The organism is Psychrobacter sp. M13 (genome assembly GCF_030718935.1).
Classification (GTDB): domain Bacteria; phylum Pseudomonadota; class Gammaproteobacteria; order Pseudomonadales; family Moraxellaceae; genus Psychrobacter; species Psychrobacter immobilis_G.
The window spans coordinates 3,110,093-3,135,789 of the sequence record NZ_CP132194.1 but is presented as its reverse complement, the minus strand read 5'-3'; the positions used below and the strand labels follow the sequence as shown (position 1 = coordinate 3,135,789).

At 42.6% G+C, this 25,697-nt stretch carries 23 protein-coding genes and 1 tRNA gene; 8 read left to right on the top strand and 16 right to left on the bottom strand.

Annotated features, from left to right (window positions below):
- The first annotated feature begins 111 nt into the window (after nucleotides 1-111).
- Nucleotides 112-1,755 (top strand): YifB family Mg chelatase-like AAA ATPase, encoded by a 1,644-nt coding sequence (locus Q9G97_RS13235; RefSeq protein WP_305899180.1) that lies wholly within the window; start codon nucleotides 112-114, stop codon nucleotides 1,753-1,755.
- A gap of 10 nt (nucleotides 1,756-1,765) precedes the next feature.
- Here Q9G97_RS13235 and Q9G97_RS13230 read toward each other — a convergent pair whose 3' ends face one another.
- The 3 genes from Q9G97_RS13230 to Q9G97_RS13220 all read right to left on the bottom strand — a co-directional run bounded on the left by Q9G97_RS13230 (nucleotide 1,766) and on the right by Q9G97_RS13220 (nucleotide 5,006).
- The gene (locus Q9G97_RS13230) at nucleotides 1,766-3,493 is read right to left on the bottom strand and encodes a formate--tetrahydrofolate ligase (RefSeq protein ID WP_305899179.1); all 1,728 of its coding nucleotides are present in this window, start codon (nucleotides 3,491-3,493) and stop codon (nucleotides 1,766-1,768) included.
- 238 nt (nucleotides 3,494-3,731) lie between these two features.
- Nucleotides 3,732-4,424, bottom strand: coding sequence for a phosphoglycolate phosphatase (locus tag Q9G97_RS13225; RefSeq protein ID WP_305899178.1), 693 nt, complete (start codon nucleotides 4,422-4,424; stop codon nucleotides 3,732-3,734).
- A gap of 81 nt (nucleotides 4,425-4,505) precedes the next feature.
- A complete protein-coding gene (locus tag Q9G97_RS13220) occupies nucleotides 4,506-5,006 on the bottom strand; it encodes a DUF4385 domain-containing protein (RefSeq protein ID WP_305899177.1) in 501 nt (166 codons plus the stop codon).
- Between the two features lie 183 nt (nucleotides 5,007-5,189).
- On the opposite strand from Q9G97_RS13220, the gene Q9G97_RS13215 reads away from it, so the two are divergent.
- Nucleotides 5,190-5,555, top strand: coding sequence for a hypothetical protein (locus tag Q9G97_RS13215; protein ID WP_305899176.1), 366 nt, complete (start codon nucleotides 5,190-5,192; stop codon nucleotides 5,553-5,555).
- 120 nt (nucleotides 5,556-5,675) lie between these two features.
- Here Q9G97_RS13215 and Q9G97_RS13210 read toward each other — a convergent pair.
- A tRNA-Phe gene (locus Q9G97_RS13210) sits at nucleotides 5,676-5,751 on the bottom strand.
- A 93-nt stretch (nucleotides 5,752-5,844) separates the two neighbouring features.
- Nucleotides 5,845-6,267: a hypothetical protein gene (locus Q9G97_RS13205; RefSeq protein WP_305899175.1), complete on the bottom strand. Its 423-nt coding sequence runs from the start codon at nucleotides 6,265-6,267 to the stop codon at nucleotides 5,845-5,847.
- Nucleotides 6,268-6,482: 215 nt separating this feature from the next.
- Between Q9G97_RS13205 and hisB the strand changes: the two genes are divergently transcribed.
- The 4 genes from hisB to Q9G97_RS13185 all read left to right on the top strand — a co-directional run bounded on the left by hisB (nucleotide 6,483) and on the right by Q9G97_RS13185 (nucleotide 9,391).
- Entirely contained in the window at nucleotides 6,483-7,136 is a 654-nt protein-coding gene (gene hisB / locus Q9G97_RS13200) for an imidazoleglycerol-phosphate dehydratase HisB (protein WP_227680296.1), read from the top strand.
- On the top strand, nucleotides 7,136-7,780 hold the full coding sequence (gene hisH / locus Q9G97_RS13195) for an imidazole glycerol phosphate synthase subunit HisH (RefSeq protein ID WP_305899174.1): 645 nt from the start codon (nucleotides 7,136-7,138) through the stop codon (nucleotides 7,778-7,780). Before hisB ends, hisH begins: the two co-directional genes overlap by 1 nt.
- A gap of 96 nt (nucleotides 7,781-7,876) precedes the next feature.
- Entirely contained in the window at nucleotides 7,877-8,254 is a 378-nt protein-coding gene (locus Q9G97_RS13190) for a hypothetical protein (RefSeq protein ID WP_305899173.1), read from the top strand.
- Nucleotides 8,255-8,467: 213 nt separating this feature from the next.
- Complete coding sequence (locus tag Q9G97_RS13185) at nucleotides 8,468-9,391, top strand: DJ-1/PfpI family protein (protein WP_305899172.1); 924 nt, start codon at nucleotides 8,468-8,470, stop codon at nucleotides 9,389-9,391.
- Nucleotides 9,392-9,491: 100 nt separating this feature from the next.
- On the opposite strand, the gene Q9G97_RS13180 is transcribed toward Q9G97_RS13185, so the two are convergent.
- From Q9G97_RS13180 to Q9G97_RS13595, 3 genes are all read right to left on the bottom strand, one after another.
- Nucleotides 9,492-10,811, bottom strand: coding sequence for a valine--pyruvate transaminase (locus Q9G97_RS13180; RefSeq protein WP_305899171.1), 1,320 nt, complete (start codon nucleotides 10,809-10,811; stop codon nucleotides 9,492-9,494).
- A gap of 117 nt (nucleotides 10,812-10,928) precedes the next feature.
- Nucleotides 10,929-12,428: a D-lactate dehydrogenase gene (dld, locus tag Q9G97_RS13175; protein WP_371747891.1), complete on the bottom strand. Its 1,500-nt coding sequence runs from the start codon at nucleotides 12,426-12,428 to the stop codon at nucleotides 10,929-10,931.
- A gap of 18 nt (nucleotides 12,429-12,446) precedes the next feature.
- Nucleotides 12,447-12,698, bottom strand: coding sequence for a hypothetical protein (locus Q9G97_RS13595; RefSeq protein ID WP_371747890.1), 252 nt, complete (start codon nucleotides 12,696-12,698; stop codon nucleotides 12,447-12,449).
- A 525-nt stretch (nucleotides 12,699-13,223) separates the two neighbouring features.
- Between Q9G97_RS13595 and Q9G97_RS13170 the strand changes: the two genes are divergently transcribed.
- A complete protein-coding gene (locus tag Q9G97_RS13170; protein ID WP_305899170.1) occupies nucleotides 13,224-14,603 on the top strand; it encodes a cyclic GMP-AMP synthase DncV-like nucleotidyltransferase in 1,380 nt (459 codons plus the stop codon).
- A gap of 9 nt (nucleotides 14,604-14,612) precedes the next feature.
- Nucleotides 14,613-15,542, top strand: a complete 930-nt coding sequence (locus Q9G97_RS13165; RefSeq protein WP_305899169.1) for a hypothetical protein — start codon at nucleotides 14,613-14,615, stop codon at nucleotides 15,540-15,542.
- A 290-nt stretch (nucleotides 15,543-15,832) separates the two neighbouring features.
- Here Q9G97_RS13165 and Q9G97_RS13160 read toward each other — a convergent pair whose 3' ends face one another.
- From Q9G97_RS13160 to nqrF, 8 genes are all read right to left on the bottom strand, one after another.
- Nucleotides 15,833-18,433 carry an ABC transporter permease gene (locus Q9G97_RS13160; RefSeq protein ID WP_305900343.1) on the bottom strand — a complete coding sequence of 867 codons (2,601 nt, stop codon included), beginning with the start codon at nucleotides 18,431-18,433 and terminating at the stop codon, nucleotides 15,833-15,835.
- 64 nt (nucleotides 18,434-18,497) lie between these two features.
- Entirely contained in the window at nucleotides 18,498-19,250 is a 753-nt protein-coding gene (locus Q9G97_RS13155) for an ABC transporter ATP-binding protein (protein WP_305899168.1), read from the bottom strand.
- On the bottom strand, nucleotides 19,247-20,137 hold the full coding sequence (locus Q9G97_RS13150) for an arylesterase (protein WP_305899167.1): 891 nt from the start codon (nucleotides 20,135-20,137) through the stop codon (nucleotides 19,247-19,249). Before Q9G97_RS13150 ends, Q9G97_RS13155 begins: the two co-directional genes overlap by 4 nt.
- 88 nt (nucleotides 20,138-20,225) lie before the next feature.
- The gene (locus tag Q9G97_RS13145; RefSeq protein WP_305899166.1) at nucleotides 20,226-21,482 is read right to left on the bottom strand and encodes a CynX/NimT family MFS transporter; all 1,257 of its coding nucleotides are present in this window, start codon (nucleotides 21,480-21,482) and stop codon (nucleotides 20,226-20,228) included.
- 309 nt (nucleotides 21,483-21,791) lie between these two features.
- Nucleotides 21,792-22,040, bottom strand: a complete 249-nt coding sequence (nqrM, locus tag Q9G97_RS13140; protein WP_201570619.1) for a (Na+)-NQR maturation NqrM — start codon at nucleotides 22,038-22,040, stop codon at nucleotides 21,792-21,794.
- Between the two features lie 135 nt (nucleotides 22,041-22,175).
- A complete protein-coding gene (locus Q9G97_RS13135) occupies nucleotides 22,176-23,315 on the bottom strand; it encodes an FAD:protein FMN transferase (protein ID WP_305899165.1) in 1,140 nt (379 codons plus the stop codon).
- Between the two features lie 140 nt (nucleotides 23,316-23,455).
- Nucleotides 23,456-24,262 carry an SDR family NAD(P)-dependent oxidoreductase gene (locus Q9G97_RS13130; protein ID WP_371747950.1) on the bottom strand — a complete coding sequence of 269 codons (807 nt, stop codon included), beginning with the start codon at nucleotides 24,260-24,262 and terminating at the stop codon, nucleotides 23,456-23,458.
- A 147-nt stretch (nucleotides 24,263-24,409) separates the two neighbouring features.
- Nucleotides 24,410-25,645, bottom strand: coding sequence for an NADH:ubiquinone reductase (Na(+)-transporting) subunit F (gene nqrF / locus Q9G97_RS13125; protein ID WP_201570614.1), 1,236 nt, complete (start codon nucleotides 25,643-25,645; stop codon nucleotides 24,410-24,412).
- Between the last annotated feature and the right edge of the window lie 52 nt (nucleotides 25,646-25,697).

The window sequence follows — 25,697 nt, the reverse complement described above, 5'->3', positions numbered from 1 at the left end:
TGGCTCATTATCATCATAAGAGTAGGCCCTCTTTTATAAATAAATGAACGACATTTGCGCACTACTAACTAATGCTCTATTATCGATATATACTTCTATCAGGATACGCTTATGTCGTTTGCTCAGGTCTATACCCGATCGGTCGTTGGCTTGCATGCGCCGCAAGTGATTATAGAGGTACATCTATCACAAGGTTTGCCCGCATTAACGATTGTGGGCTTACCAGAGGCGGCTGTACGCGAAAGTAAAGATCGGGTGCGCTCGGCGATTCTGAATTCTGGTTTTCAATTTCCTAATCGTCGTTTGACGATCAATCTAGCGCCTGCTGACTTGCCCAAAGACGGTGCACGGCTTGATTTACCTATTGCTATCGGTATTTTGGCAGCGAGTGATCAGCTTGACGCACAGGTATTATCAGCATTTGAGTTTATTGGTGAGTTGGCACTTAACGGTGAGCTACGCCAAGTCACAGGTAGCTTAGCCGTCGCACGAGCGATAAAAGCTGAGGCGCTAGTGGCTAACAAGCTATTAGAAAAAAAATCGTCAGAAAAAAAGCAGGTGGGAATAAAGACATCTGTAAAAAAGTCATCTATCCACGAACAAGATCTGGTAGAGCCATTGCTACCGCCTGCGCAATCAAGGCAGCTAATAGTGCCCAGCGTCAATGGTGCAGAGGCGAGTCGGGTTGAGGGTATAACAGTATTAGCTGCACAGAATCTAAAGGCGGTTTGCAATCATCTGCAAGCGTTAGCTCATCCTAATGGTCATCTGAATACTGATAATCACCTGTTAGAGACGGTTGCTCCGAGTCCTACGCAGCAACATGCAGGCTATAAAGTTGATCTTGCCGATGTCAAAGGTCAACATCACGCTCGGCGCGCATTAGAGATAGCGGCAGCAGGCGGGCATTCGCTATTATTTACAGGGCCGCCTGGATCTGGCAAGACGCTAATGGCGTCGCGGCTACCGACGATATTGCCTGATCTAAGCGCGGAGGATGCTTTAGAGGTCGCCAGCACTTATTCGGTCGCCGATAGTGATTATGACTATGGTACGCGCCCCTTTCGTCAAGTTCATCATACGATATCAGCAGTAGCGCTAGTCGGTGGAGGCTCACGACCCAAACCTGGCGAGATAACGCTTGCCAATAAGGGGGTTTTATTCCTTGATGAATTGCCTGAGTTTGATCGTGCGGTGTTAGAGGTATTGCGTCAGCCATTAGAGGCCAAGCAGATCACTATTAGCCGTGCCAATTCACAAATGACCTTTCCTGCTAATTTTCAATTGGTTGCGGCGATGAATCCTTGCCCCTGTGGCTATGATGGCGATGCTTCAGGACGCTGTCGCTGTCGTCCTGAGCAAATCAGACGCTACCAAGACAAGTTATCAGGACCACTACTAGATCGAATTGATCTACATATTACGGTGCCAGCACTACCGATTGCCGATCTACAAAACGCAAAAGCAGGGGAGAGCTCAGAGCAAGTAAGGATGCGAGTCGCTGCTGCTCATAAGCGTCAGCTGGCAAGGCAGAACAAGGTCAATAATGAGCTTAGTCCAAGCGAGCTGGATGAACATGTTCAGTTAGGCAAGGGCGAACAACAGTTATTACAGCTCGCTCAGCAGCGTCTAAATCTGTCAGCGCGTGGCTATCATCGCGTGCTGCGAGTGGCGCGAACGATTGCTGATCTAGCAGATAGCCAAGGCATCACTAGCGCTCATGTATCAGAGGCACTGAGTTATCGCAGCAAGTAGATTGTTTGCGTTAAAACAACCCTGTGATATTACCTTTATCGTCAACATCAATGCGCTCTGCTGAAGGATGTTTGGGCAGACCTGGCATCTTCATAATAGCGCCACAAATAACTATGATAAATCCTGCGCCAGTGGAGATACTGATATCGCGTACATGAATATTAAAGTCAGTAGGACGCCCAAGCAGCTTGGCATTATCACTGAGTGAATATTGCGTTTTGGCAATACAGATAGGCATCTTGTCTAGGTTTAGCGCCTCTAAGTGCTTAATTTTTGATTGCGCAAGGCTGCTAATATCGATGTCATTTGCGCCATAAATCCGCTGAGCAATCGTACGAATTTTTTCCTCAACGCTATTATCGCTATTATAAGCCAAACGAAATTGGCTAGCTGATTCATTATTTTTATCTAATAAATCAAGCAACGAATGCGCCAATGCTTCGCCACCAGCGCCACCTTTCTCCCATACTTGCGTCAAGGCAACCTCAACGCCTTTTTGCAGGCAAGCTTTGCGCACTAGGGCAACCTCGGCATCAGTATCACTAATAAAGTGATTGATAGCTACCACGACTGGCATCCCATAAACATCGCGCATATTATCAATATGCTTAAACAGGTTTGGCAAGCCTTGCTCAAGTGCCGCTAAGTTCTCATCAGTCAGCGCATCTTTCGCAACACCACCATTGTATTTTAGCGCGCGAATGGTCGCTACTATAACCACAGCATCTGGCGTTAGCCCTGAAAGTCGACATTTTATATCGAAGAATTTTTGCGCACCCAGATCCGCACCAAATCCGGCCTCAGTCAAAGTATAATCGCTCAAGTGCATAGCCACCCGTGTCGCAATGACTGAATTACAGCCATGAGCAATATTAGCAAAAGGACCACCATGCACGATGGCAGGCGTACCTTCGATAGTCTGTACTAAATTTGGTTGTAGCGCGTCTTTAAGCAGGGCTGCCATCGCACCATGCGCTTTAAGATCTCTAGCATAAATAGGCTGCTTGTCATAATTATAAGCGACCAAAATATTACCTAAACGCTGTTTGAGATCAGCCAAATTAGCCGCCAAGCAAAAGATAGCCATTACCTCAGAGGCGACGGTAATATCAAAACCATCTTCGCGCATGACGCCATCGGTCTTTTTGCTGATACCACTGATAATGTTACGCAGCTGACGGTCATTCATATCTACCGCACGTCGCCATAGCACCTGTTTGGGGTCGATATCCAGCGCATTACCTTGATAGATATGATTATCGAGTAGCGCAGCTAAGAGATTGTTGGCGGCACCGATAGCATGGAAGTCGCCAGTAAAGTGCAGGTTGATATCTTCCATAGGTAACACTTGCGCATAGCCACCACCCGCAGCGCCACCTTTAATCCCAAATACAGGGCCAAGTGAAGGCTCACGCAGGGCGACCATGGTGACTTTTTTAGCATTAATCGCGTTAGTATGCTGCTGCTGATGAATACGATTTAGGGCATCGGCTAGACCAATAGTCACGGTAGTTTTACCTTCGCCCGCAGGTGTTGGATTGATCGCAGTGACTAGTATCAATTTGCTATTGATAGATTTTGCAGGTTTAGCGAATACATCGTTTGGATTTATCTTAGCTTTATAGTGCCCATAAGGCTGTAAATTATTAGCAGAGAGACCAATTTTTTCGGCAATAGTAGTAATAGATTGTAAAGTGGCGCTTTGAGCAATATCAATGTCGCTAAGGGTAGTCGTCATATAAAAAATTCCTACGAACAAATAGACGATAGATTTAACTTATTATCATTGGCAAATAGTTATCATTTTCTGGGTTTTAAACCCAGTCTACAACTTGATAGCTTATACTATTCAAAAAAGCCAGAGTAGGCGTAGGGTGCATTCTATGCACTATTGATTTAACTCAGCGGTGCATAAAATGCGCCCTACAAAAACCTAAAAGAAATAAACGCTATATATTGTATTTTTGGGTTTCGTATTAGTCTTTTAATAAGTATTTCATCAAATCAGCAAAGTTATCAAAAGCCTGATTAGGCTGACTATCGCGAATATCTTTGCCGTAGTTATAGCCATAAGATAAGGCTAAAGTATCGATGTTAGCGTTCTTGCCTGCTGAGATATCATTGATTGAATCGCCAATCATGTATGCTTGGGCAGGCTCAAAGTTTAGTGTCTTACAGACTTGCAATAAGGGCGCAGGGTCGGGCTTTTTAACGGACAAGCTATCACCGCCTAATACTTTGCTAAACAGCGCTGTCCAGCCAAAGTTTTCTAATATTTTGGGCACAAAACGTATTGGCTTATTAGTGACCAAAGCTAAAGTAAATCCTGCTTCTTTTAATTGACGCAATCCTGCATCGACATCAGGGTAAGCAAGGGTTTTACTATTAGTAATATTTTTATAGGCGTCAAAAAATATTTGCTCAGCGTGATCGGCTTCCTCTGTCGTTAATTCGCCCCCTAGAACTTCCGTCTTACCAACCAACGCTCTTTCTATCAATAACCTAGAACCATTACCGACCCACTCTTTTATCGTTGCCAGCGAATGAGTCGGCTTATCTAGTTGCTCAAGCATAGTATTGGTTGCATCTGCCAAATCAGGAACACTATCGATCAAAGTACCATCAAAATCAAAAATTAATAGCTGCTTATCATTCGTTGTTTCGCTCATTATTTTTCGCCTGTAAGTTAGGTCATTTAATATTAGTTTTTGGCTGTTATTACCTTAGCACAGCAGTTAGACCAGTCTACTTTATTCTACCTCTTTATAGCGCTCGCGGTGTTCCTTCTTCATGCGAAGATAGTCCTCATTCTCGCGGCAGTCGTCCCATTTTTGCTTAAAGATACGCGCCGATTCTGCTTTGATAGGATCTTCCTCTTGCCTAGGTAATTCATCGCGACCATGCGCGCCACTTTGACCTTTTTTATCATCAGGCACAGGCCCTTTGTATTTCTTGCCACCTTTATGGTTGGCGTAGCGCCGCGCGCGGGTAAAGCCCATCTGGATAAACTTACGCGCCATATCCGCTCCGACAAAATCATCGTCAGCCAAATAATCTAAAAACATCTGCCAAATAGTCTCACTACTTTCGGTCGCGAGATCAGGAGTCGCAAAGCGCCAATGCGGCAATATCTCTGACTTATAAGGCTCAACCAAGAGCACACCTTGCTCACCACGCCCAACTCGATACAGCTCAGGCTGCGCGCGCAGGTCTAAATTTTTATAATCTAAGTCGTAATCAAACTCTCGCATAGTCTCCTACCTTCAATATTAAGATAACTTCAGTATACTGAGCGTCCTTAGTTAAAAAACAGCACAAAAATGTTATCTAAGCGTGACAGTAATCCTTTACTATAGCGCCAAAGTAATCATCTATTTAACATACAGTTTAGTATAGTTAAAGAGCTAAAAACCAAGCAGAAAGGTCATACCTTTATGAGTAAATTCATTACTAATAAGTCATTTTTATTAAACGGCGTACAAGCTAAAGCAGTCGTGATATTAGGTCTAATAATAATGAGTATGATGAGTACAAGTCATGCGTATGGTGCTTGGTATGAGCGATTTATGGTTAAGGATGATACTTATCAAAACGAGACTTATAAAGTTAAAGAAGCGGATGGTGATGAGATATTTGTGATTGATAACTACATTTATGACGCGCGTAGCTTTTGTCAATTATCAGTAGGGGATCAAGTTTTTTTTGCTGAGGGTCGACATGGTGTTGACTATCGTGCAACGGTCTATAATTTAAATTCTCAGCAGCGTTGTGAGTTACTGTTACGTGATCCAGTTTCATAAAAATAAACCAATCAAAAATCAGTAAATATAACTCAAAACTTACCGACAAAAAAAGACCTCAAACACGAATGTCTGAGGTCTTTTTGGTCGCTTATTTAAAAGCTGAATGCAATTAACGAATGGTGGCTCGAGGCAGGTTCGAACTGCCGACACACGGATTTTCAATCCGTTGCTCTACCGACTGAGCTATCGAGCCGTCTTCGTTGAGGACGCTATTAAACTAAATATAGGCTCAGCTGTCAAGGTATTTTTGCTTTTTTATGCTAAATAAATTATTTTAAAGGCAAAATTATGATTTTAGCTGTAATAAGTCATATTCACTCATAATACGGTGGATATCCTCATCGACAGGGACAAACTGACGCACGCCTTTTTTGATCTCCGCATCGTAGACCATTTTGATAAATTTGGCATCGATAGCGCGGCCGCGATTTTGCTCATGAACCGTTAAATACTGCAAACGTCTAGCGTTAGTCTGCCCATCATCAAAACAGCCAACGGCGGCGATAGGCTTGTCATTGAACATACCGACATACAGCCATTGCCCACGCTTAAAACCTTGCTCGATAATAGCCAAAACTGATTCGCCACAGGGATGATTATCATCGCTGTCATAAAGGGACTGCAAGCGCTCAGCCAGCTCATTATCGTGTGTCGGCTTCTCCATCAGCGGCGTACTTAAGTCATTGATAGCAATTGCTTCTAAAGGCATAGCGGTTTCCTATAATGTCGAGCAGTGATGTAGTTAAAGATAATATAGGGTAAAAAGGAGCGATTAAAAATACTAAACACGCTATTTTAGCAGAATAGGGCAAATATGTGCGTGCTTTACGGTCATACCATAGCTGTTATGATGCTGTTTTGCTATGATAAGACCATCTTTTAATATCATCACTTTTGATAACAATTATTTTATAGAGAGTAGCTATGACTGCCAATTCTACTACAGCATTTAACGAACAAGATTTAAAACTTAATCAATACGGTCGTCCTGCCCGTATCGCTACTGTGACCCGCGATACTGCTGAGACTCAAGTGACTTGTACGGTCAACCTTGACGGTACAGGTCAGGGTACGGTCGATACTGGCGTGCCTTTTCTAGATCATATGATCGATCAAATCAAGCGTCACGGTCTGTTTGACTTAGATATTAAGTGCACCGGCGATACCTTTATTGATGATCACCACAGTGTTGAGGATACAGGTATTACGCTAGGCCAAGCATTTAACAAAGCGCTTGGCGATAAAAAGGGCATTCGTCGTTATGGGCACTTTTATGCGCCACTCGATGAAGCTTTAACTCGCGCTGTTGTCGATCTATCAGGGCGTCCAGGTTTACATATGGATATTCCGTTTACCCGCTCGCATGTGGGTCGCTTTGATGTGGATCTATTTAGCGAATTCTTCTACGGTTTTGTCAATCACTCGTGGATGACGGTGCATTTGGATAATCTCAAGGGTAAAAACAGCCATCATCAAATCGAGTCTACCTTTAAAGCCTTTGCCCGTGCGCTACGTATGGCTTGTGAGTATGATGAGCGCGCACTGAATACCTTGCCGTCGACCAAAGAGGCGTTTTGATGAGTAAAGCGACCAAAATAGCTCTCCTAGACTACGGTATGGGTAACTTGCACTCAGCTAGCAAAGCACTCTCAGCAGTTGGCGCGGAAGTATCGATTACTAATGATCCAAAGGTTGTCGCGGCGGCTGATAAGATTGTCTTCCCTGGTGTCGGTGCCATGCGCGATTGTATGATCGGCATGCACGATGCTGGTATTGATGAAGTCGTGCGCCATGCTGTATTTAATAAGCCGGTGATGGCGATCTGTGTCGGTATGCAAGCATTGTTTGAGCAGTCCGCTGAGAATGGTGGCACGGCATGTTTAGGCATCTTAGAGGGCAGCGTAAAAGCGTTTGATCCAACTTGGAAAGACGAGCAGGGCGCCACCATTAAAGTGCCGCACATGGGCTGGAATACTATTACCGATATGGATTTTAATCATCCATTATGGACTGGTATTGAAGATAACGCCCATTTTTACTTTGTGCACAGTTATTATTGCGCGCCTGCTGATAGCATTCAAGTCGCAGCTAGCTGCGATTATGGCCAGCCATTTTGCGCTAGCGTGATCAAAGACAATTTATTTGCTACTCAGTTCCATCCAGAAAAAAGCCATAAAGCAGGCTTGCAGCTACTAAAGAACTTTGTAGATTGGGATGTCTAGATAATATTGATGCACATATTTGAGTTTGAGGTGAGTTAGTATGTGTCTAACTCACCTTTTTATTTATAGTAATAGCTGTTATTTAGAGAGAAATAAGTGGATTTTGAAACCTTTAAACTAGGCGTAATAGCGGCTACGGGCCTCGATAAGGACGCTCTACATATTTATGTCGGTACCAGCGTCTATATATTAAGCCTACTGATACTACGTCCAATTATTAAAAGACAAGGTATAAGATCGTTTATTGCCTTAATCATAGTAACGTGCGTGGCTTTGGCAGGCGAGTATCTGGACAATCGTTATATCATTGCACCTAAAGGCTTCTCGGCGTTAGGCAGTGTAAACATAAAAGCCAGTATTCATGATCTGATTAATACTTGCCTATTGTCTTATGTGCTGTTTGCGCTGATGAATGGGACGAGAGTTTTTCAGCCTACTATCACGCCTAGTAAAATGCTAAAAAAACTACGTTAGAAGCACTCTATAATTTAGTAACTGTCATGGCTCTGCAACTACTTATAACTTAGCAACCTTTACTTTACAAAGCTTACGAAACATAAAATTTTTCATCTATTTATAGACTCCTTAGTTTGTTATCTTATTGTCAGACAATAGCCAAATTGATATATCTATCAGGTTTATCAATTCTAGCTATTTATGATGATAAATAATAAAAAAGGAAAATTCATGAACATTCAAAACATAATGGACAAAGCTAAAGATACTTTAGATAAAGCCAAAGACACTTTAGGTCTAGAGCCACAAGAAACCGAAGCAGGGATTTATATCCCCTCAAAGTCATCGCTTAAACTCGCTGCACCTAGCAAAACCAACTATGATAATACCGAGTACGACACGCCATATATGGGTAATAAAAAAATTCTAATGGTCTGTACCGAGCAGCAGTATATGACCATGGAGAACGGCAATAAATTTGATACGGGTAATCATCCCGTTGAGATGATGGTGCCTTTATTACATTTCAGAAAAGCAGGCTTCGAGGTGGATGTCTTTACCCCAACGGGTGACCCTGTCAAAGTTGAGCAGTGGGCGATGCCTGATCAAGACGAAGACGTCAAAGCTATCTATAACGAATATAAGTCAAAGCTTGAGAACCCAAATAGTATTGCAGGCTTTGTAGCAAACGATATGGCAGGTAGCGACGACTACGCGGCAATATTTATCCCAGGTGGTCATGGCGCGATGCTAGGTTTGCCTGAAGATAAAAACCTTGGTGAACTGCTACGTTGGGGTCATAAAAAGGATTTATTTACGCTAGCGATTTGTCATGGCCCCGCGGCTTTACTAGCTGCTAATCTTGATAGTCCTGATGGAACGGCTAAGTCTGAAAGCGATTTTATTTTTAAAGGTTATAAAATAGTGGCGTTCCCGACGGGTATGGATAAGCAAATGCCCAAGCTTGGCTATTTGCCGGGACTAATGCCATGGTACTTCGGTGAAAAGCTGGAAGATTTAGGCATGACTATTGATAATAAACTAGCCTCAGGACAGACGCATCAAGATAGAAAGCTCATCTCAGGCGATGGGCCATTAGCAGCTAATGAATTTGGTAAGCTTAGTGCTAATGAATTACTAAAAGCGCTCAATTAAGAGAGCTTAGTTAAACTATTGCTATACGCCTACAGCATAAAAAAACGGACTAATGAATAGTCCGTTTTTTTGTTTTTGATCTTAGTTTTTTTAAAGCTATTTATTTAGCCTCATCATACAACCCACGAACCACCTCACCGATCACAGTAATACCTTTTTTCAAAGTATCTTCATCAGCGGCGATGCTCATGCGAATACATTCATGCGCATGTTTATAGTTATCTACATCAACACCGGGGAAGAAGTATTTGCTGGGTACGATAAGCGTGCCTTTTTCTTTTAGAATCTCGTACAGCTCGACGGTAGTAATCGGTAAGTCTTTAAACCATAACCACAAGAATATCGCGCCTTCAGGCTTATGAATCACTAGCGGATATTCACCCAAGGCTTTTTTTAGCAGACGTACTGCAGTAGTGGCTTGCTGCTGATAAAAGGGCTTAATCGTGTCATCAGATAATTGCTTGATACGGTCATCATTCACGAGTGGCGTAGCAATCGCTGCGCCAAAACGTGTCGGCGCTAGATTGACCACCGCATTCATCGAACTAACCGCTGCGATAACTTCGGACGCTGCTACGATAATGCCTGTACGTACTCCTGGTAGGCCAATTTTAGACAGGCTAAAGCAAAGAATCGTATTGTTATCCCAATTTAGATGCGCGTCTGAATAAATGATATTAGGGAAGGGCATGCCATAAGCATTATCGATGATTAACGGCACGTCATAACGCTTGGCAATCTCAGCTAACCGCGCCATTTCATCATCAGTGAGTACGTTACCTGTTGGGTTGGTCGGGCGTGAACAACAAATCGCGCCAATACGACCCTCAATAAGCGCTGGCAAGCTCTCTAATGCGTCAAAGTCTACGCGATACTTAAAGAATCCTTCCTCGCCATCATGAGTGACTTCATCAATATGCGGCAATACTGATAAAAAATGCTGACCATCGACATGGACATCGCTATAACCAATATACTCAGGCGCGAGCGGCAACAAAATAGATTTATCAACAGACTCATTCTTTTCATTAACGAACGTCCCGCCAAATAAGTTAAACAAGTAGAAAAACGCATTCTGCGAACCATTGGTCAGGGCAATATTCTCTGCCGTCAAATTCCAATCATAATGACGATTAAAGAAGCCAACTAAAGCATCGATAAAAGCTGCATCGCCTTGCGGATTGGAATAATTCGCCATGCTATTAATAGAGGTAGTATTCACTTCGCCTGTATCATTATCGTTGCCAAGCGCTCTATAGGTTGCCAAAAATAGCTCGTTTACTGCTTCAATCTTGGCAGGATTACCGCCGCCTAGCATGTTGATGGGCTGATCGCTTTTTAGCGCGTCACCTAAATCATCCATTAATTGCGAGATACCAGTTGGCTGAGTAAATTTCTGACCGAACTTTGAGAATTTCATAGCGTTACCGTGAGGTTATAAGAGGTTATTTGTTTGATAAAGTGGCGCTATTATAGCAAAGGTTTACACAGCTTTTATGACGTATAGAATATATTGAGTTGACAGTCAGACTGCCTATCAACAACATGCACAGTTACGCTTAGTTTTCGATGTTTGACCGATACCAGGATTAAAGGTATTGGTTGGGTCTAGGCTTTTATAAAAGTTTTGCAAATCAGGTTCCGCCTCATACAAGTGCCCGACATTATGCTCGGCAGGATATTTTGCCCCGCGCTCGCTCAAGCGCTTTAACATCATCTCTTTAACATGCTTGGCATCGCTGCCTTTTTTTAAGATATAGTCTTGGTGAAACACATAACAAAAGAAATGCCCATAATAGAGCTTCTTTTCTAAATGCTGTGCTATGTCATCAGGCAACACCTCAAACCATTCAAGCTCGTTACGGGGTATGGCAATATCAAGGGCTAGCATCTCGCCAACCTCTCTTTCATACATCACTTCATACCTAATCGCAGCGCCTGCTGCGGCAAAACGGTTGAGAAGAGCACTTTCTGACTCTGCTTTATCACATTCAAAATAAGCACCTGTTTCTGAGCGTTCAAAAAACGAGCGTAAAAAATCTTGCGCCTCCTTTATTCCCTCATCACTCATTTTTATGATCAGATGATGCTCGTACTCATCACGATACTCTGTCATGCGCTTGGGCAAATGCTTTGGAAATAGATTACCTATCATCTGCATCACTTTATCGGTGAAGTGTTTGGGCATCCAAGACCATTTATTCAATCTAGCATCAATAGCGCCTTTGATAGAAAATAGTCTCGGTAAGGCGTTAGTTCCTAAATGCTTAATACTCAAAAAAGTATCTTTACCATATTTGGCAGAGATATCGAATATATCACGGTGCATATATTCGCCTACTTCAGGAATATGGTTAAAGCTTGATAATATCTGTCGTCGCAGCTGTGCCAGCTCGTGCGTACTATTGCTGCCTATATAAAAGGTCTGCTCTTTTACCGCGATGGGATAAGTGTCAAGGCGTACGGCAAATACGGCAAGCTTGCCAGCGCAGCCACTGGCTTCATACAGTCTGCGCTTGTCTGCATTAAAACGGCTCGGCGTACTGGCATCAATATCGGTCACACGAGCGATATATTCTTTATCGGATGCCAGCCTACCACTGTCAGGTAAGCCACTTTTAGCAAAATTACCTGTTTGTAGGTTAGTGAGTATCTCTTCAGGGGAGTCACCTAGCTCGACGTCTAAATGATTGACTAGTACGAGCTGACCGTGTTCATTTATTTGGGCAAATAATGCAAGCTCAGTATAAGCAGGGCCTCTTTTTACCAGAGCGCCTCCTGAATTATTGGAGATGCCACCGATAATAGAGGCGCCCAATGTCGATGAGCCAATGACGGAATGCGGCGCTCTATTAACAGTATTGAGCTGACTTTGCAGATGGTGCAATGTCGTTCCAGGCAAGCCAATCACTTGCTGGTTATCGTTAATCAAATACAGATGGTTTATGGCAAGGGTATTAATCACGACAACAGGTCTATCGTAGTCGTTACCGCTTGGCGTCGAGCCTTCGGTCAATCCCGTTTTTGCCGCTTGCATGATAATAATGCAATCGCCTTACACACATATCTCTAAGCTACGCCAAATCTCCAATAAGGTTTGTGGGAATACCACCGCCAAAGCACTGCCACCGCCAGAGCGCCAGCCCATTCTATAGTGCTCGTTTTTCTCAGGATCTGCCTGCACGTTACTAGCACCCAGTACGTCGGTTAGTTTATCTAACACGTGATCGGTGCTGAGGTTATCTTGAGAGACTATACTTGATAAAGAAATGGGATTTTCCTTGTGTAGCGATTGCTGGTCAGTCATAGGGGTAACGCCTTTAAAAGCCAAAAGTTGCTTTGCAATTATTGCTACTAACGCTAGTATCTTACAAATAAATCTAGGTTAATAAGGTAGCTTTATTATAGCAAAGGACAGGTCTATTACGTGAGCAGACCGCATGGCTGATAATAAGTTATATTTCTATATATATGTAGATTAAAAACGCCCTCTAAATGAATAGAGGGCATTTTGGTTTTAGGTGCTTGGGATTTTGGAGCTGATCTCGCCATCCGCTACTATCTTATATGTCCACTGGCGCGGTGACTAAAGGCTGATAGTGTTCCTGTTGCCTCGATAACCCTCTCAGCCAAGTCCCCGCAAGCCAGTGATCACATAAGTATATCCGCTACTGTCGAGGCTAAACCGCTCTACGAGGCGAGTATCACTAGTTAAGCAAAGTTTGGTTGAGATCTGAAAAATATAATAAAACCTAAGAATGTACTGTATAATTAAATAAACAAAAATCGAAATTTTACATTCTTATATAGTTTTAAAAGGGAAAGGTTGTTTATGTTTGATTGCTCTAAAGAGTTCCAAAAGTTTTACAAGGATTATGTAAAACTGTCTGAACAAGAAAAAAACGTTTTAAGAGACAAAAGAGATAAAAATATAAAGAGATTGATAAAAGGTTTAGAAAAATATAATAACGATAAAAATACTAGTTATAAGGTTGCGGAATCTAGAACACAAGGATCTATGGCGATGCATACTATAGTCCAGAATGATAAGAAAGATTATGATATAGATGTAGCAATAGTTTTTGAGTCAGAACACTTAGGCGAATTAGGTGCACAAGCTGCTAGAAATATTATAGCTAATGCACTAAAACGAGAAATGTCTCAGTTTTCAGAAGAGCCCGAAGTAAAGACTGGATGTGTTAGGGTGCGTTATACAACTGGCTATCATATTGACTTTGCAATATTTAAGAGGTCAAAACATTTTGAGTGGCAAGAAGAGTACAGTTATGAATATGCTGGAGATACATGGTCTGTTAGAGATATTAAGGCTTTAGACGATTGGTTTATAGATGAAATAAAAGCGAAAACTGATAATTTACGAAAAGTAGTAAGATTATCTAAGATGTTTTGTAAGTCGAGAGATACCTGGGGTTCTCTGCCGAGTGGTTTGATTCAAACTATTTTATGCTCCGAAAATTTTGACTCCATTCATTCTCGTATAGATGAAAATTTTTATCATACCTTAAAGTCTATTCGGAATAGGCTAGAATGGAATTTACAAGTCAATGCACCAAATAATATCGATAATTCTAGATTGATAACAACTAGGCAGGTTGATCTTGAGAACATGCGTAGATGGAAAGATAAACTGTCTACGCAATTAGAAAAGCTAGATATACTATTTGAAAGTGATTGCACATATCAAGATGCTATATCTGCTTGGGGAGAATTTTTTAATCATGATTACTGGTCTGGATTAGGTAAATCAACAGTTAAAATAACTGAATCTTTAGAGTCAAGGAGCTATAAAGACACTGAGGAATTTATAGGCGAGCTTTATCTAGTGTTGGAGAGATATAGTGTAGATATTGATTGTCAGATATCGGGAAATGGATTTAGAGACATGTCTGTTTTTGAATATCTGACAAGATATGCTCCAACGTTCGAAAGGTTTGTTCCATTTAATTGTAAAGTCAAATGCAAAGTAGGTAATACCGATTGTCCTTCCTATGACAAAGTCCTTTGGAAAGTAAGAAACGTTGGAGAAATTGCAGAGAGAAAGAACTGTATTCGTGGTCAAATTCAAGAAAGAACAAATGAAATAATTGAGCCAACTTCGTTTAAAGGTAGACATTATATTGAGTGTTATCTGATAAAGGGTAGGGTATGCGTTGCAATTGGACGTGTTGATGTTCCAATTGGTCAAGAATAGGAGTTTTCTTTGAGAGAAATTAAGAAGTTATTATTCCCATTAGCCATAATGATTTCAATTCTATTGATTATAGTTTATCTAGAAGGGTATGAACAAAATGTACTTGTCGGAATGCTTACATTCCTTGGAGGTCTATACCTTAAGGATAATGGAAATAAATTTTATTCACAATTAAAGGTTTTGTTAGGACAACAAGGTTGGAAGCGTTCACAAAAAGAATTAGAAATAGCTGGTAAGTTACAAGAGGATACGTTAGTTAGAATTTCATTCGCTTATCTATTTAGAATCAAAATAGGTGATAAGTATTTCTTAGTTCCCAATTCAAGAACAGGCAAGTATCAGCCTGTTGGCGGAGCATATAAATTCGGAGCAAATGAAGCTAAGTACTTAGTTGCTAAGTTTTCAGTCAAAGATGATAACCGTATCAAAGTTGATGAAACTACAGAGTCGGATTATAGATTGTTAGTTAAGAATAAAAATTTGAGAGATTTTGTAAAGAGGTTTGATAATACTGTAGATAGAGAAAATATAGATGATTTATCTAGAGAATTTATAGAAGAGATTTTCAATACTAATATCTTAAAAAGAGATATGTTTAGCGACTTTGCTTATAGTTATTGCGGAAGGCACATATCAAATATTGAGAAAACAGCTTTTGGTCTGTATGAGTTGTTACTAGCTGATATTATTGAAGTAGATTTAACAAATAATCAGAAGAAATTATTTAAGGCACTTGAGGATATTGATTCTAAGTGGTATAGATTCGCAACATCTGAAGAAATAAATAATCTAGGTATGGATTATGATAACCAAAATTTGACAGATGTCATTGCTAATCATACATATAAAGTGCTGAGCGAAAATAATGATCAACTATTTAAAAAAATAAGATATAAATATAAGAGCAAATATAAGGCGCCGATAACTGTTTTATTATAGAATTTCATCGAGCTGAGATAAAACGATATTATTATTTTAAAATCATTTTCTGTCTAAGCTAATAGAAAGTATCTAACAAGTAAGTTTTGATAAATTACTGAGTTGCAGTTTAAGTGTTAGTTCCGATAGGAAGCGCGTTTTAGCCGTGATTGTCGCGGATATACTTGGCACAGCACAGGGTTGCAGATGCTTAGTTAGAGACGCTATCGCTGAGTCAGGAACGCATCTAACCTTAGCGACTCCTCCTGTGCCAACCAAGGTAGAAGCAAAAGCAGGATTAGCTACAAGCGTTAAATCATCGCCCGAACCCTAGCCATAATCCCACGCCCAATCACCAATCTCACATAGATAATAGCAATACCAAGCAGCAGAGCGACTAGCGCTGTACCACCAATGCCTAAATTCACCCACGGTACGCTATAGCGTAGATTGAACCATTGCGTGATTGCAAGCCACGCCCCGACACTAGCGATAGTCACCGCAAACAATGAAGCGCTGATACCGAGTACCCCAATCTCTAGCATATTGAGCTTATACAGATCTGACTTTTGCATGCCGAGTAGACGGAATGATGCACTCTCCTTCATCCGATCTTGTGACGTTGAGAGTAGCGAGCTGATCAGCACCATAATGCCCGTGAGTAGCGCTAGCAAAGTAAAGATATAGACTAAGCGACTCATCTGTGCGACGAGTCCTTGGACTTGCTCAGCGATAATCGTACCATCGATACTCGTCACCGCTGGGAACTCACGTACGAGATCGCTTTGTAGATCAGGAATAGCCTCTGGTGATACGTGCGCGGTGGCGAATTGAATTTGCGGCGCAGCAGATAGCACAGACGGCTCAAATAAGAAGTAGAAGAAAGGACTAGGACCACGCTCAAAACGTGAGCGAATACTAGTAATCTGTCCTGTTAGCTCAATGCCTTGAATATTAAAGCTGATCTGATCGCCCATACCGACGTTCAGCATATCGGCGGCAGTATCTAAGATAGATAACGGCTGTACTTGGGTAAGGGTAGAGGCATTCGCATCCTGTTCAGCTTGTTGATTATCAATAGGCGTGTATAAGGTATCGTCAGTGAGTGCCTCGGTAATATACTCGGTGTCCATGACCGTATCGGCATAGCTCAGATTGAATACTCGAGTAGGGTCATCATCATTCTCGTTTGCTTCGATATCTTGTGTCGCCACCCCGTTGGCAGTGACGACTCGCGCGCGTATAACAGGATAATAAGTGACAGGTACCTTGAGGATATCATCGATAGCGTCGTGCTGTTCGGTCTGTACATCTAATAAGAATAGATTGGGTGCATCCTCTGGATAGGCATTAATAAACTGCTCATTAATACTGTGATTAATAGTGGTGATAAGAGTCAACACTGCTACTGACAGCGCCAAGGTCACAAAAAACAAAGCTGACTGATTGCCCTTACGAGCTAGATTATGAATAGCAATCCGCTGCATCCAACTGATTTTGCCAAGGTTACTCAAACGGGCTAGCAACCCTAACCAGCCACGAGCCAATGCCCAAAATACAGCAATAAATACGATCAAACCGATGAGTATTTGCGCGCCAAATGTAAAGGAATTGACTTCATAAGCGAGGAAGGCATAGAGTCCAATCAACAGTAGGCCATAACGTAGCAGTGGTGCTCTTTGCTGCCATGTCAAACGTTTGGTAGCTTGATTACCACCTTGGTTGAGCAGCGCCGCAGGCTTGGTATCATCGAGCGCTTGTAGACCACGCTGAGTAATCAAGAGGGTTAGTACTAGAGCGATGACGATAGTCTTAATAATACTAATAGGGTTAATGGCTAAGCCTAGATTGGCAGGTAAGATAGCCGTTAGATAAGGCTGACCGATTTTTAGTAACACCAGACTGAGCGCGACTGCTGCAATACAAGCGATCACCGCCATTAGCAATAGTAGCCAATAGTAGCTGCGCTTAATAGAGCTATTGGTCTCACCCAGTGCCATACGTATCGCGTCATTAGACTGCTGCTTAGTCACAAAAGCGGTAATCACCCCATACATAGCCACTGCCGATAACAGCAGTACGGCGATGACCAGCAGTTTGAGGAACATTAATACATTATCAGAGATGCGTGAGACCGAAGTTTCCTCAGTTTCAGGATCAGATAGCTCAATATCGGGGTAGTTGACGAGTATATTGGTTAACTGCTCACGTTGAGCGGCTATTAACTCAGGCTCACCCGCCAGCTCAATTTGATAGCTGACGCGACTGCGCTGACCCATTAGGTTAGTCGCTTCTAACGCTTCCTGCGTCATCATGACACGACCACCAAAACCAAAGGCAGTCAGCGGACGATCTGGCTCGCGAATCAGCTCGTCACTGATAGTGAATTGTCCTTCACCGATAGCGATAGTGTCACCAATATTGACATTTAGACTTCTGAGCACTTCAGGCGCGACGACGACCTTGTTGGCATCAAGTTGTTCCCACAAGGGCTTGCCAGAAGCCAGCTCAACCTCGCCATATAGTGGATAAGCCGAGGTCACGCCTTTGATCCGTGCCAATAAGGTTTGCTCGCCAGCCACTAGCATGGCATTGAACTTATAATCGTAAACGGTTTGGTCTTCAGGTAAAGTCTGGACTTGCGTGAGCACCTCTTCAGGCCACGCTTGATTGCTCTCTAATATCAGATCGCCACCGACCAGTGCTAGCTGATTGTCATTGACATAGGTATTCACCGACTGCTGCACAGAATCCAAAGTCAGATAAGTGGCCAGTGATAGCATCAGCGTAATCAGAAATAGCAACGGATAAATCCAGCGTCGCCACCAGCTGCGGGAGAGCGCTTGTGCGCCTAAGGTTCGGCCAGTAAAAAAACCGCCAGTATTGGCGGTAGCAGCTTCATCATTACTCATATTGTCTGTAGTACTATCATTATTCATAAGGTTAGAGCTATTGAGTTGATTATCTGTAGAGCGCCTATCCATGAGCCAATTGCTCTTTAAAGCGATTATTATCGATAGAGTGGTCAATCATCCCATCATGCATAGTAATCACTCGATCGGCGGTTGCTGCCAGTGCGGGATCATGGGTCACAACTACTAACGCCGAGCCTGTACGCTTACGCAAATCTAATAATAGATCCATAACTTGATCAGCGTTTTGCTCATCTAGGTTGCCCGTTGGCTCATCAGCAAAAACAATCTTTGGACGAGATACTAGTGCGCGCGCTACGGCAGTACGCTGCTGCTCACCGCCTGACAATTGACTCGGCAGGCTATTACGCCTGTGACTGAGATCTACCGCAGCGATCAACTCATCGACTCGTGCAGCATCGGGACGTCGGGCAATATCGAGTGGAAAGGCGATATTCTCAGCGACGGTCAGCGTTGGCAATAGATGAAAGGATTGAAACACAAAGCCCATATCACGTTGACGAATCACGGCTAGTGCATCTTCATCCATCTGACTGAGCATTTGATTAGCTAGCTCAACCGAGCCATTATCAGGATAATCCAATGCTGCTAATAGCCCGAGCAGCGTCGATTTGCCCGAGCCTGATTTGCCCATGATCACCACAAACTCGCCAGCATCGACATGGATACTGACGTCTTTGATAATCGCCAGCTTCTGCTCACCGACGGTCACGGTTTTGTTGAGTTGCGTGGCACGAAGTAGTGCATTGTCTTGGCTAGCTGAGATATTAGAATTTGTTGAGATATTAGAAGTCATTGGACATTCTCAGTTGCTGACGTAGCTACAGAAGCCTGCGAATTTGCTTGAGTCGATAGTAGCATTTGCTCAAGCTCCGGTTTTAGCACAGGTAGAATATTATCATTAACGATAATGGTATAGCCCTCGCGAGTCGGATGAATAGCATCCGCTTGATTGAGATTAGCATCACCACCGACACCCTTTAAGAAAAAAGGAATAAGAGGTACGTTCATATCTTCGGCAACCCGAGGATAAATAGCGCTAAATGACTTAACGTAATCATTACCTAAATTGTCATAGATTTGCATACCACCTAAGATGACCTCGCTGCCATTATCTTGCAGCTTTTTAACCGCAGTACGAATATTCGCCTCAATCGTTGCGATATCTAGACCGCGAATAGCGTCATTTGCACCGATAGTCAAAATAGTAATATCAGGCTTAGTCTGCAATACCCAATCTATGCGATTAACCAAGCCTGTGCTAGTCTCACCGCTCAGTCCTGAGTTCACCACTTCAATATTTTTATAGCCCATGTTTTGTAGGCTGGCTTGTAATTGCGCAGGGTAATTGTCATCGTTTGCCACGCCTAAGCCTTCGGTCAAGGAGTCGCCTAAGGCTAAGACTGTTACAGGAGCCAGCATGCCTTGTTCCGTTAAGCCACTGGCATTAACATCAGCGTTATCAGAATCATTGCTTTGTGCAACAGGAGCCGTTACCGTTGCAGGCTCAGAGGTTTGAGTCTCAGTTGTAGGATCGGCAACGACATCAGTTTCAGGCGTTTTTTGGCAGCCACTAAGCGCGACTACTGAGGACAATACAGCGACCGTTAAATAGGATAAGGGTCGCCATACTAGAGATTTTTTTTTGTTGGATTGAACTGAATTACAAGAGCGGTTTATCATAACTATCTTATCCTATGAGCAATATTACTAGTGTAGCAAACCAAGCTACTTAGCAATATTGCGCAACCGTTAAGATTATCATTTTAGTTTAAATCTTTTTACCATCGACCATCACTGGACGACTAACTAGCCAAGCAATGCCTACGTTCATAATCATCAAAATAAGCGTTATAAATAGTGGTAAATCCCAGCTATCGGTGATCTTATGTAACCAGCCAGTGCCTAGTGGACCAAAGAACGCAATAATATAGCCGACGAACTGTGCCATGCCAGATAGCTCACTCGCTTGATTAGTGGTATAAGTGCGTAAGGAAAACAGCATGATACTTAAGGTAAAGATAGCGGCGCAGCCTAAGCCCATAAGTGCTGACCAAACCCAAGCCAAATCTACTGACAAATAGCTGAGACCTAAAATACCGATGACGTTAAGAGTAGCGGCAGATACCGCTAGCGCCTGAATAGGACGACCGCGATTAATGAGCCACGTTATAATTAAAATAGCCAATGGTGCCATAAACTGAAATACCGCACTCATTTGCCCCCCTTGCACAGCGTCCATACCTTTACTGACTAAGATCGACGGTAAAAAGCTAGCAACCGTGTAGTACAGCAAGGATTGAACACCCAAGAATATGCCGATTTGCCACGCAAAGCTGGTGCGCCAGACAGAAACGTTGGATGATCCTTCAACGGCGGCAGGAATCACTTGATCACGTGATGAACCAAGACGTATGCGCAAAAATATCCAAATGACAATGGTAAATAGTCCTAATATCGACCAGCCACCTAGCGCCCATTGCCAGCCGACCCATTCCGATAATGGCAATACCACGCCCGCAATAATACCGGCAGCGACTGTCATGGTCAGACTGAACAGGCCCGTCACTAACGGAATATTTTTTGGCGTACGCTGCTTAATCACAGGCGCAGCTAAGGTATTGGCAAAGCCAATCGCTAGAGTCAATAGCACCGTACCACTCAAAAACCCAATCCACGTCGGCACAACGGCTCGCAGCACCATACCAAAGGTCAGCATGATAATCATAACGATCAAGGTATTTTCGATACCAAAACGCTTCCCAATGCTTGGTGAGATCAGAGCCCCAAGTGCAAAGGTCAGCATAGGCACTGCACCGAGCCAACCGATTTGGATTTCTGAGATATTTAGCGCCTCTTGCACTACTGGGGCAATGGAGCCCAGCGCCACAATGGGCGCACGCATGTTGGCACCGAGCAGCATCATAGCGCAGAGGACTAGCCAAAAGGTGAATTTTGAAGAAGGCGGATTTATCATTTTACGCTTAGTTGGCGCAGGATTAGAGTGTAAATTAGCAGGGTTAGACATAGCAGCACTGTATAGTAAGAAAAAGGACACGTTATTGGGTAATTGCTAACAAAAGAGCACTTTTTAAAATAACACCAAAAAAATTCCACCATAATGGTGGTGAATACAGCAGATAAGCAAAAAAAACTTACAGAAAGCAAGTGATATGGACGAGCAATTCTATTAACTATAAATAGAGTTACTAATAATTTTTGGACTTTAAGATGACATAGCTTGATATAAAAATAACGCTAAACCTCTTTTATAAGGGCTAGCGCTATTATAGGAGCATATTAGAGACGGTACTACCAGCGTATGGTAACTAATCGTTTATAGTGCAGATTTACCCAATTGAGCGGCTTTAAGTGCGCTTGTAGATTGCTCAGTAATATTAGCATCACATTTATTGGGATCATCGCCACAATAATCACATTTTTCATTGCCCATGAGTTTAGCGACGCCGCCGCAAGAGCCTTTAAGCGGTTCTTTTTTGTACATATAACCGATGCCCATAAACACAAAGAACAACACGAACACAGTAAAAGTAATGGCAAGCATAGGAAGCAATTGGCTAAGCATAAGAGTGACCTCTAGTTATAATCTTAATCTTTATTTATAATAATGATATAACGCTAGTATAGCAAAATTTCAAGCGCTTCGTTTATTATCAATAGTTTATCGGCTATCTATAGATGACGATTAGTGATTCTAAATTCAGCTCTTTTTATCTGCACGCAGATTTTGCATAGCTGGCGTTTCTACTATTTGCCAGTCCTCAAGACTATCGGCAGCATCACCTGCCTCAACACTGTCCGCTAATATCACAAACAATGCAGCTATGTTTTTCTCTTTAGCGATACTTAAAGCTTTCTTGTATGGCATAGCGGTCAACGCTGTGGCCCAAGCATCGGCTAGAGCTACTGAATCCGCTGCCACAGTGACCGATGGTGCACCGCCTACTATCGGATCTCCCGTAGTCGGATCTATAGTATGGCTATAACGTTTATTATCAAAAATAACAGAATTACGATAGTTGCCCGAAGTTGCTAAATGCATTTTATTGCCCATGTTCGTGGGCTGACGGATAGCAGCAATCGTCTGACGCTCGCTAACGGTACTGCCTTCGATAGGCGCGTCAAGGGCTATTTGCCAAGGCTGCTGTTGCGCGCTGACGCCAGAGGTCGCCACTTCGCCACCGATCTCCACCATATAATTACGAATCTGATAGTCATCACGCAGTACATCAGCGATGACATCGACGCCATAGCCTTTGGCGACTGCCGAGAAGTCCAAGCCAACACCGTCTTGGGTTTTGTAGATACTATCATCACGATGCAGTACGCTTTCAAAATTGACTAGCGCCTTGGCCTCAGCAATTTCTAGTGCGGATGGTGGACTTTGCAAGCGCTCAACCGTCATCGTACTACCAAAACCCCAAGTCTCAACAAGAGGCATCACCGTCGGGTCAAAGGCTCCGTTTGACTGCTCATAGACCTGTCTAGATACTGCTAGCACTTGATTAAAATCAGCGTCAATAACTATCGGTGTGTCTTTTGCTAAACGATTAAATTTTGAGATGGTGGAGTCATCTTGATAAGTCGACATACTATCGTTGATCTGCTGCAGTCGCTTATCGATAGCGGCTTGAATATCAGCCTCGTTAGCGTCACTAGCATGGTCAGGTAGCTTATAAGTAATATGATAGCTTGTGCCCATTGTCTCGCCACTAAGATAATTATACTCTGGTGGCTGCTGGCAGGCAGTTAGGCTGATAACTGCGACAGTACTGATAGCAGCTAGTAAGGGTTTATAAGTGCTGGTTTTAGTAGGTGTTAGTAACGATAAATTTATCATAAGGAGTATTGATATAGAGTAGGGGTGAATGTGATGGGTACATTTTACACCCCTTCGACTCAAATATCTTGAACAATAACTATTGAGCAAATGGCTTATGCTTTTATGTATTGTCCAAATTTAATTTAATTGTTAATAAGCTACTTGACCTTACTTGCACGAATCATTTTATATAATCTAGACGGTGAGATTCGATTGACTTTAGTGGCAAAGTTTTCTAGTCGACCACCAACGACGATATATTCATCCCCTCTGCTTAGCGCTCTAACCACTTGCTTGGCAAAATCGCTGGCTTTTAGACCTTTCTCAGTAGCTTCATCCATGGTTCCTTGGACGCTGCCATCCCCCGTTAAAGCATTCAAAGAGACATTAGTCTGGATAAAACCTGGAAAGATAGTTGCGACTTCTATTCCCTGATCAAACAATTCAGCACGTAAACTATTGGCCCACAGATGAATAGCGGCTTTGGCAGCACTATAAGCCCCGCGATATTGCGTTCCTACAAGGCCTGCTACGCTTGATATCATAATCACTTTGCCACCATCTTGAGCGAGCATATCGGGCAATACCAATCGTGTTAGACGGGTTTGCGCAAAATAGTCTATCTCCATGATCTTACGTTCAACGTCCTCATTAGTTTCCATAATAAGAGAGCGCTGACTAATACCTGCATTATTGATTAGCCAATTGATTTGTACGTTTTGTGACTTTAACTGCTCATAAGTGTTGTTAACTTGCTCGGCATCGCAAATATCAAAAGCTGCGATAATGTGCTTATCTGAGTTTTTACAGCAGTTTTTGACTAGTGCTAACTTTTTTTCATTACGACCACTCAAGATAATTCGTGCGCCTTGCTTGGCAAATTCAAGTGCCATCGCCTCACCAATACCACTTGAAGCGCCCGTTATCCAAATTGTCAATTCTTCGTAATCTGTTTTCATAGCTATTCTTTTTATAGGATGAATGAACTAGTACTATAGCAAAGCTTAGGCAAGTTACTATTCAATTTTGTAGACTGTGCCGTTGTAAACAGCCATAAAAAAAGAGCCTCAATTGAGACTCTTATTTAAATATTATTCGTTCACTTATTAGAGTTAACCACCAAAGTCATCAAGCGCGATGTTTTCATCTTCGACGCCCATGCTATGCAGCATATCGATGACCGCAGCATTCATCATCGGTGGCCCACACATATAATATTCACAGTCTTCTGGATTTGGATGACCTTTTAGATACTCTTCCAATAAGACGTTATGAATAAAGCCGGTATAACCTGTCCAATTATCCTCTGGTAGGGGATCGGACAGCGCAACATGCCATTCAAAGTTATCAAATTGCTCTTCTAGTTGATCATAATCTTCAACATAGAACATCTCACGAATTGAGCGCGCACCATACCAAAAGCTAATCTTACGATCAGTATTCAAGCGTTTGAGCTGATCAAAGATATGCGAGCGCATTGGCGCCATACCTGCACCACCACCAACGAATATCATCTCAGCTTCAGTATCTTTGGCAAAGAACTCACCATAAGGGCCTGATACGGTAACTTTATCGCCTGGTTTTAAGCTAAACGTCCAAGAAGACATCTTACCTGGCGGAATATTAGCAGGACCACGAGGTGGCGGACTTGCAATACGAATGTTGAACTTGATTAAGCCTTTTTCTTCAGGGTAGTTGGCCATTGAATAAGCACGGATAACGGGCTCATCAACTTTTGATACATAATCAAAAATACCAAACTTATCCCAATCTTCACGATATTCTTCAGCGATATCAAAGTCTTTGTAATGCACTTCATGAGGTGGCGCCTCAAGCTGCACATAACCACCAGCACGGAAGTTGACTTCCTCGCCTTCTGGGATTTTAAGTACTAACTCTTTAATAAAGGTCGCAACGTTATCATTTGAGATAACCTCGCATTCCCATTTTTGTACATCAAAGAATTCAGGATCAATCTCAATTTCCATATCTTGCTTAACAGCAACCTGACAAGCCAGACGCATATGGTTACGGATTTCACCTTGGGTAAAATAACCTTCTTCGGTAGGTAGAATAGAACCACCACCTTCGATGACTCGGCAACGACACTGCGCACAAGTACCACCACCACCACAAGCTGAAGATAAAAATATACCTTCAGCTGCAAGGGTTTGTAATAGTTTGCCACCTGCAGGGGTTACTACGTCATTATCAGGATTTTCATTAATATGGATAGTAACGTCGCCTGAGCTGACTAATCTAGAGCGCGCTGCTAAAATAATAGCAACAAGGCTCATGATAATCACAGTGAACATAGCGACGCCACCAATCGCCGTAGCATAATCCATGGTAAGTGTCCTTAATTTATGGGGTAGGGGAGCAAATATAAATCAATTTATG

Excerpts from the sequence above, each read along its gene's own strand:
- hisB (WP_227680296.1), top strand. The coding sequence starts at position 6,483 with ATGACTGCCAATTCTACTACAGCATTTAACGAACAAGATTTAAAACTT.
- Q9G97_RS13595 (WP_371747890.1), bottom strand. The coding sequence starts at position 12,698 with ATGACTGACCAGCAATCGCTACACAAGGAAAATCCCATTTCTTTATCA.
- Q9G97_RS13145 (WP_305899166.1), bottom strand. The coding sequence starts at position 21,482 with ATGTCTAACCCTGCTAATTTACACTCTAATCCTGCGCCAACTAAGCGT.
- Q9G97_RS13150 (WP_305899167.1), bottom strand. The coding sequence starts at position 20,137 with ATGATAAACCGCTCTTGTAATTCAGTTCAATCCAACAAAAAAAAATCT.
- nqrF (WP_201570614.1), bottom strand. The coding sequence starts at position 25,645 with ATGGATTATGCTACGGCGATTGGTGGCGTCGCTATGTTCACTGTGATT.
- Q9G97_RS13215 (WP_305899176.1), top strand. The coding sequence starts at position 5,190 with ATGAGTAAATTCATTACTAATAAGTCATTTTTATTAAACGGCGTACAA.
- Q9G97_RS13225 (WP_305899178.1), bottom strand. The coding sequence starts at position 4,424 with ATGAGCGAAACAACGAATGATAAGCAGCTATTAATTTTTGATTTTGAT.
- hisH (WP_305899174.1), top strand. The coding sequence starts at position 7,136 with ATGAGTAAAGCGACCAAAATAGCTCTCCTAGACTACGGTATGGGTAAC.
- Q9G97_RS13160 (WP_305900343.1), bottom strand. The coding sequence starts at position 18,433 with ATGAGTAATGATGAAGCTGCTACCGCCAATACTGGCGGTTTTTTTACT.
- Q9G97_RS13170 (WP_305899170.1), top strand. The coding sequence starts at position 13,224 with ATGTTTGATTGCTCTAAAGAGTTCCAAAAGTTTTACAAGGATTATGTA.
- Q9G97_RS13185 (WP_305899172.1), top strand. The coding sequence starts at position 8,468 with ATGAACATTCAAAACATAATGGACAAAGCTAAAGATACTTTAGATAAA.
- Q9G97_RS13220 (WP_305899177.1), bottom strand. The coding sequence starts at position 5,006 with ATGCGAGAGTTTGATTACGACTTAGATTATAAAAATTTAGACCTGCGC.
- Q9G97_RS13155 (WP_305899168.1), bottom strand. The coding sequence starts at position 19,250 with ATGACTTCTAATATCTCAACAAATTCTAATATCTCAGCTAGCCAAGAC.
- nqrM (WP_201570619.1), bottom strand. The coding sequence starts at position 22,040 with ATGCTTAGCCAATTGCTTCCTATGCTTGCCATTACTTTTACTGTGTTC.
- Q9G97_RS13230 (WP_305899179.1), bottom strand. The coding sequence starts at position 3,493 with ATGACGACTACCCTTAGCGACATTGATATTGCTCAAAGCGCCACTTTA.
- Q9G97_RS13205 (WP_305899175.1), bottom strand. The coding sequence starts at position 6,267 with ATGCCTTTAGAAGCAATTGCTATCAATGACTTAAGTACGCCGCTGATG.
- Q9G97_RS13135 (WP_305899165.1), bottom strand. The coding sequence starts at position 23,315 with ATGATAAATTTATCGTTACTAACACCTACTAAAACCAGCACTTATAAA.
- dld (WP_371747891.1), bottom strand. The coding sequence starts at position 12,428 with ATGCAAGCGGCAAAAACGGGATTGACCGAAGGCTCGACGCCAAGCGGT.
- Q9G97_RS13235 (WP_305899180.1), top strand. The coding sequence starts at position 112 with ATGTCGTTTGCTCAGGTCTATACCCGATCGGTCGTTGGCTTGCATGCG.
- Q9G97_RS13180 (WP_305899171.1), bottom strand. The coding sequence starts at position 10,811 with ATGAAATTCTCAAAGTTCGGTCAGAAATTTACTCAGCCAACTGGTATC.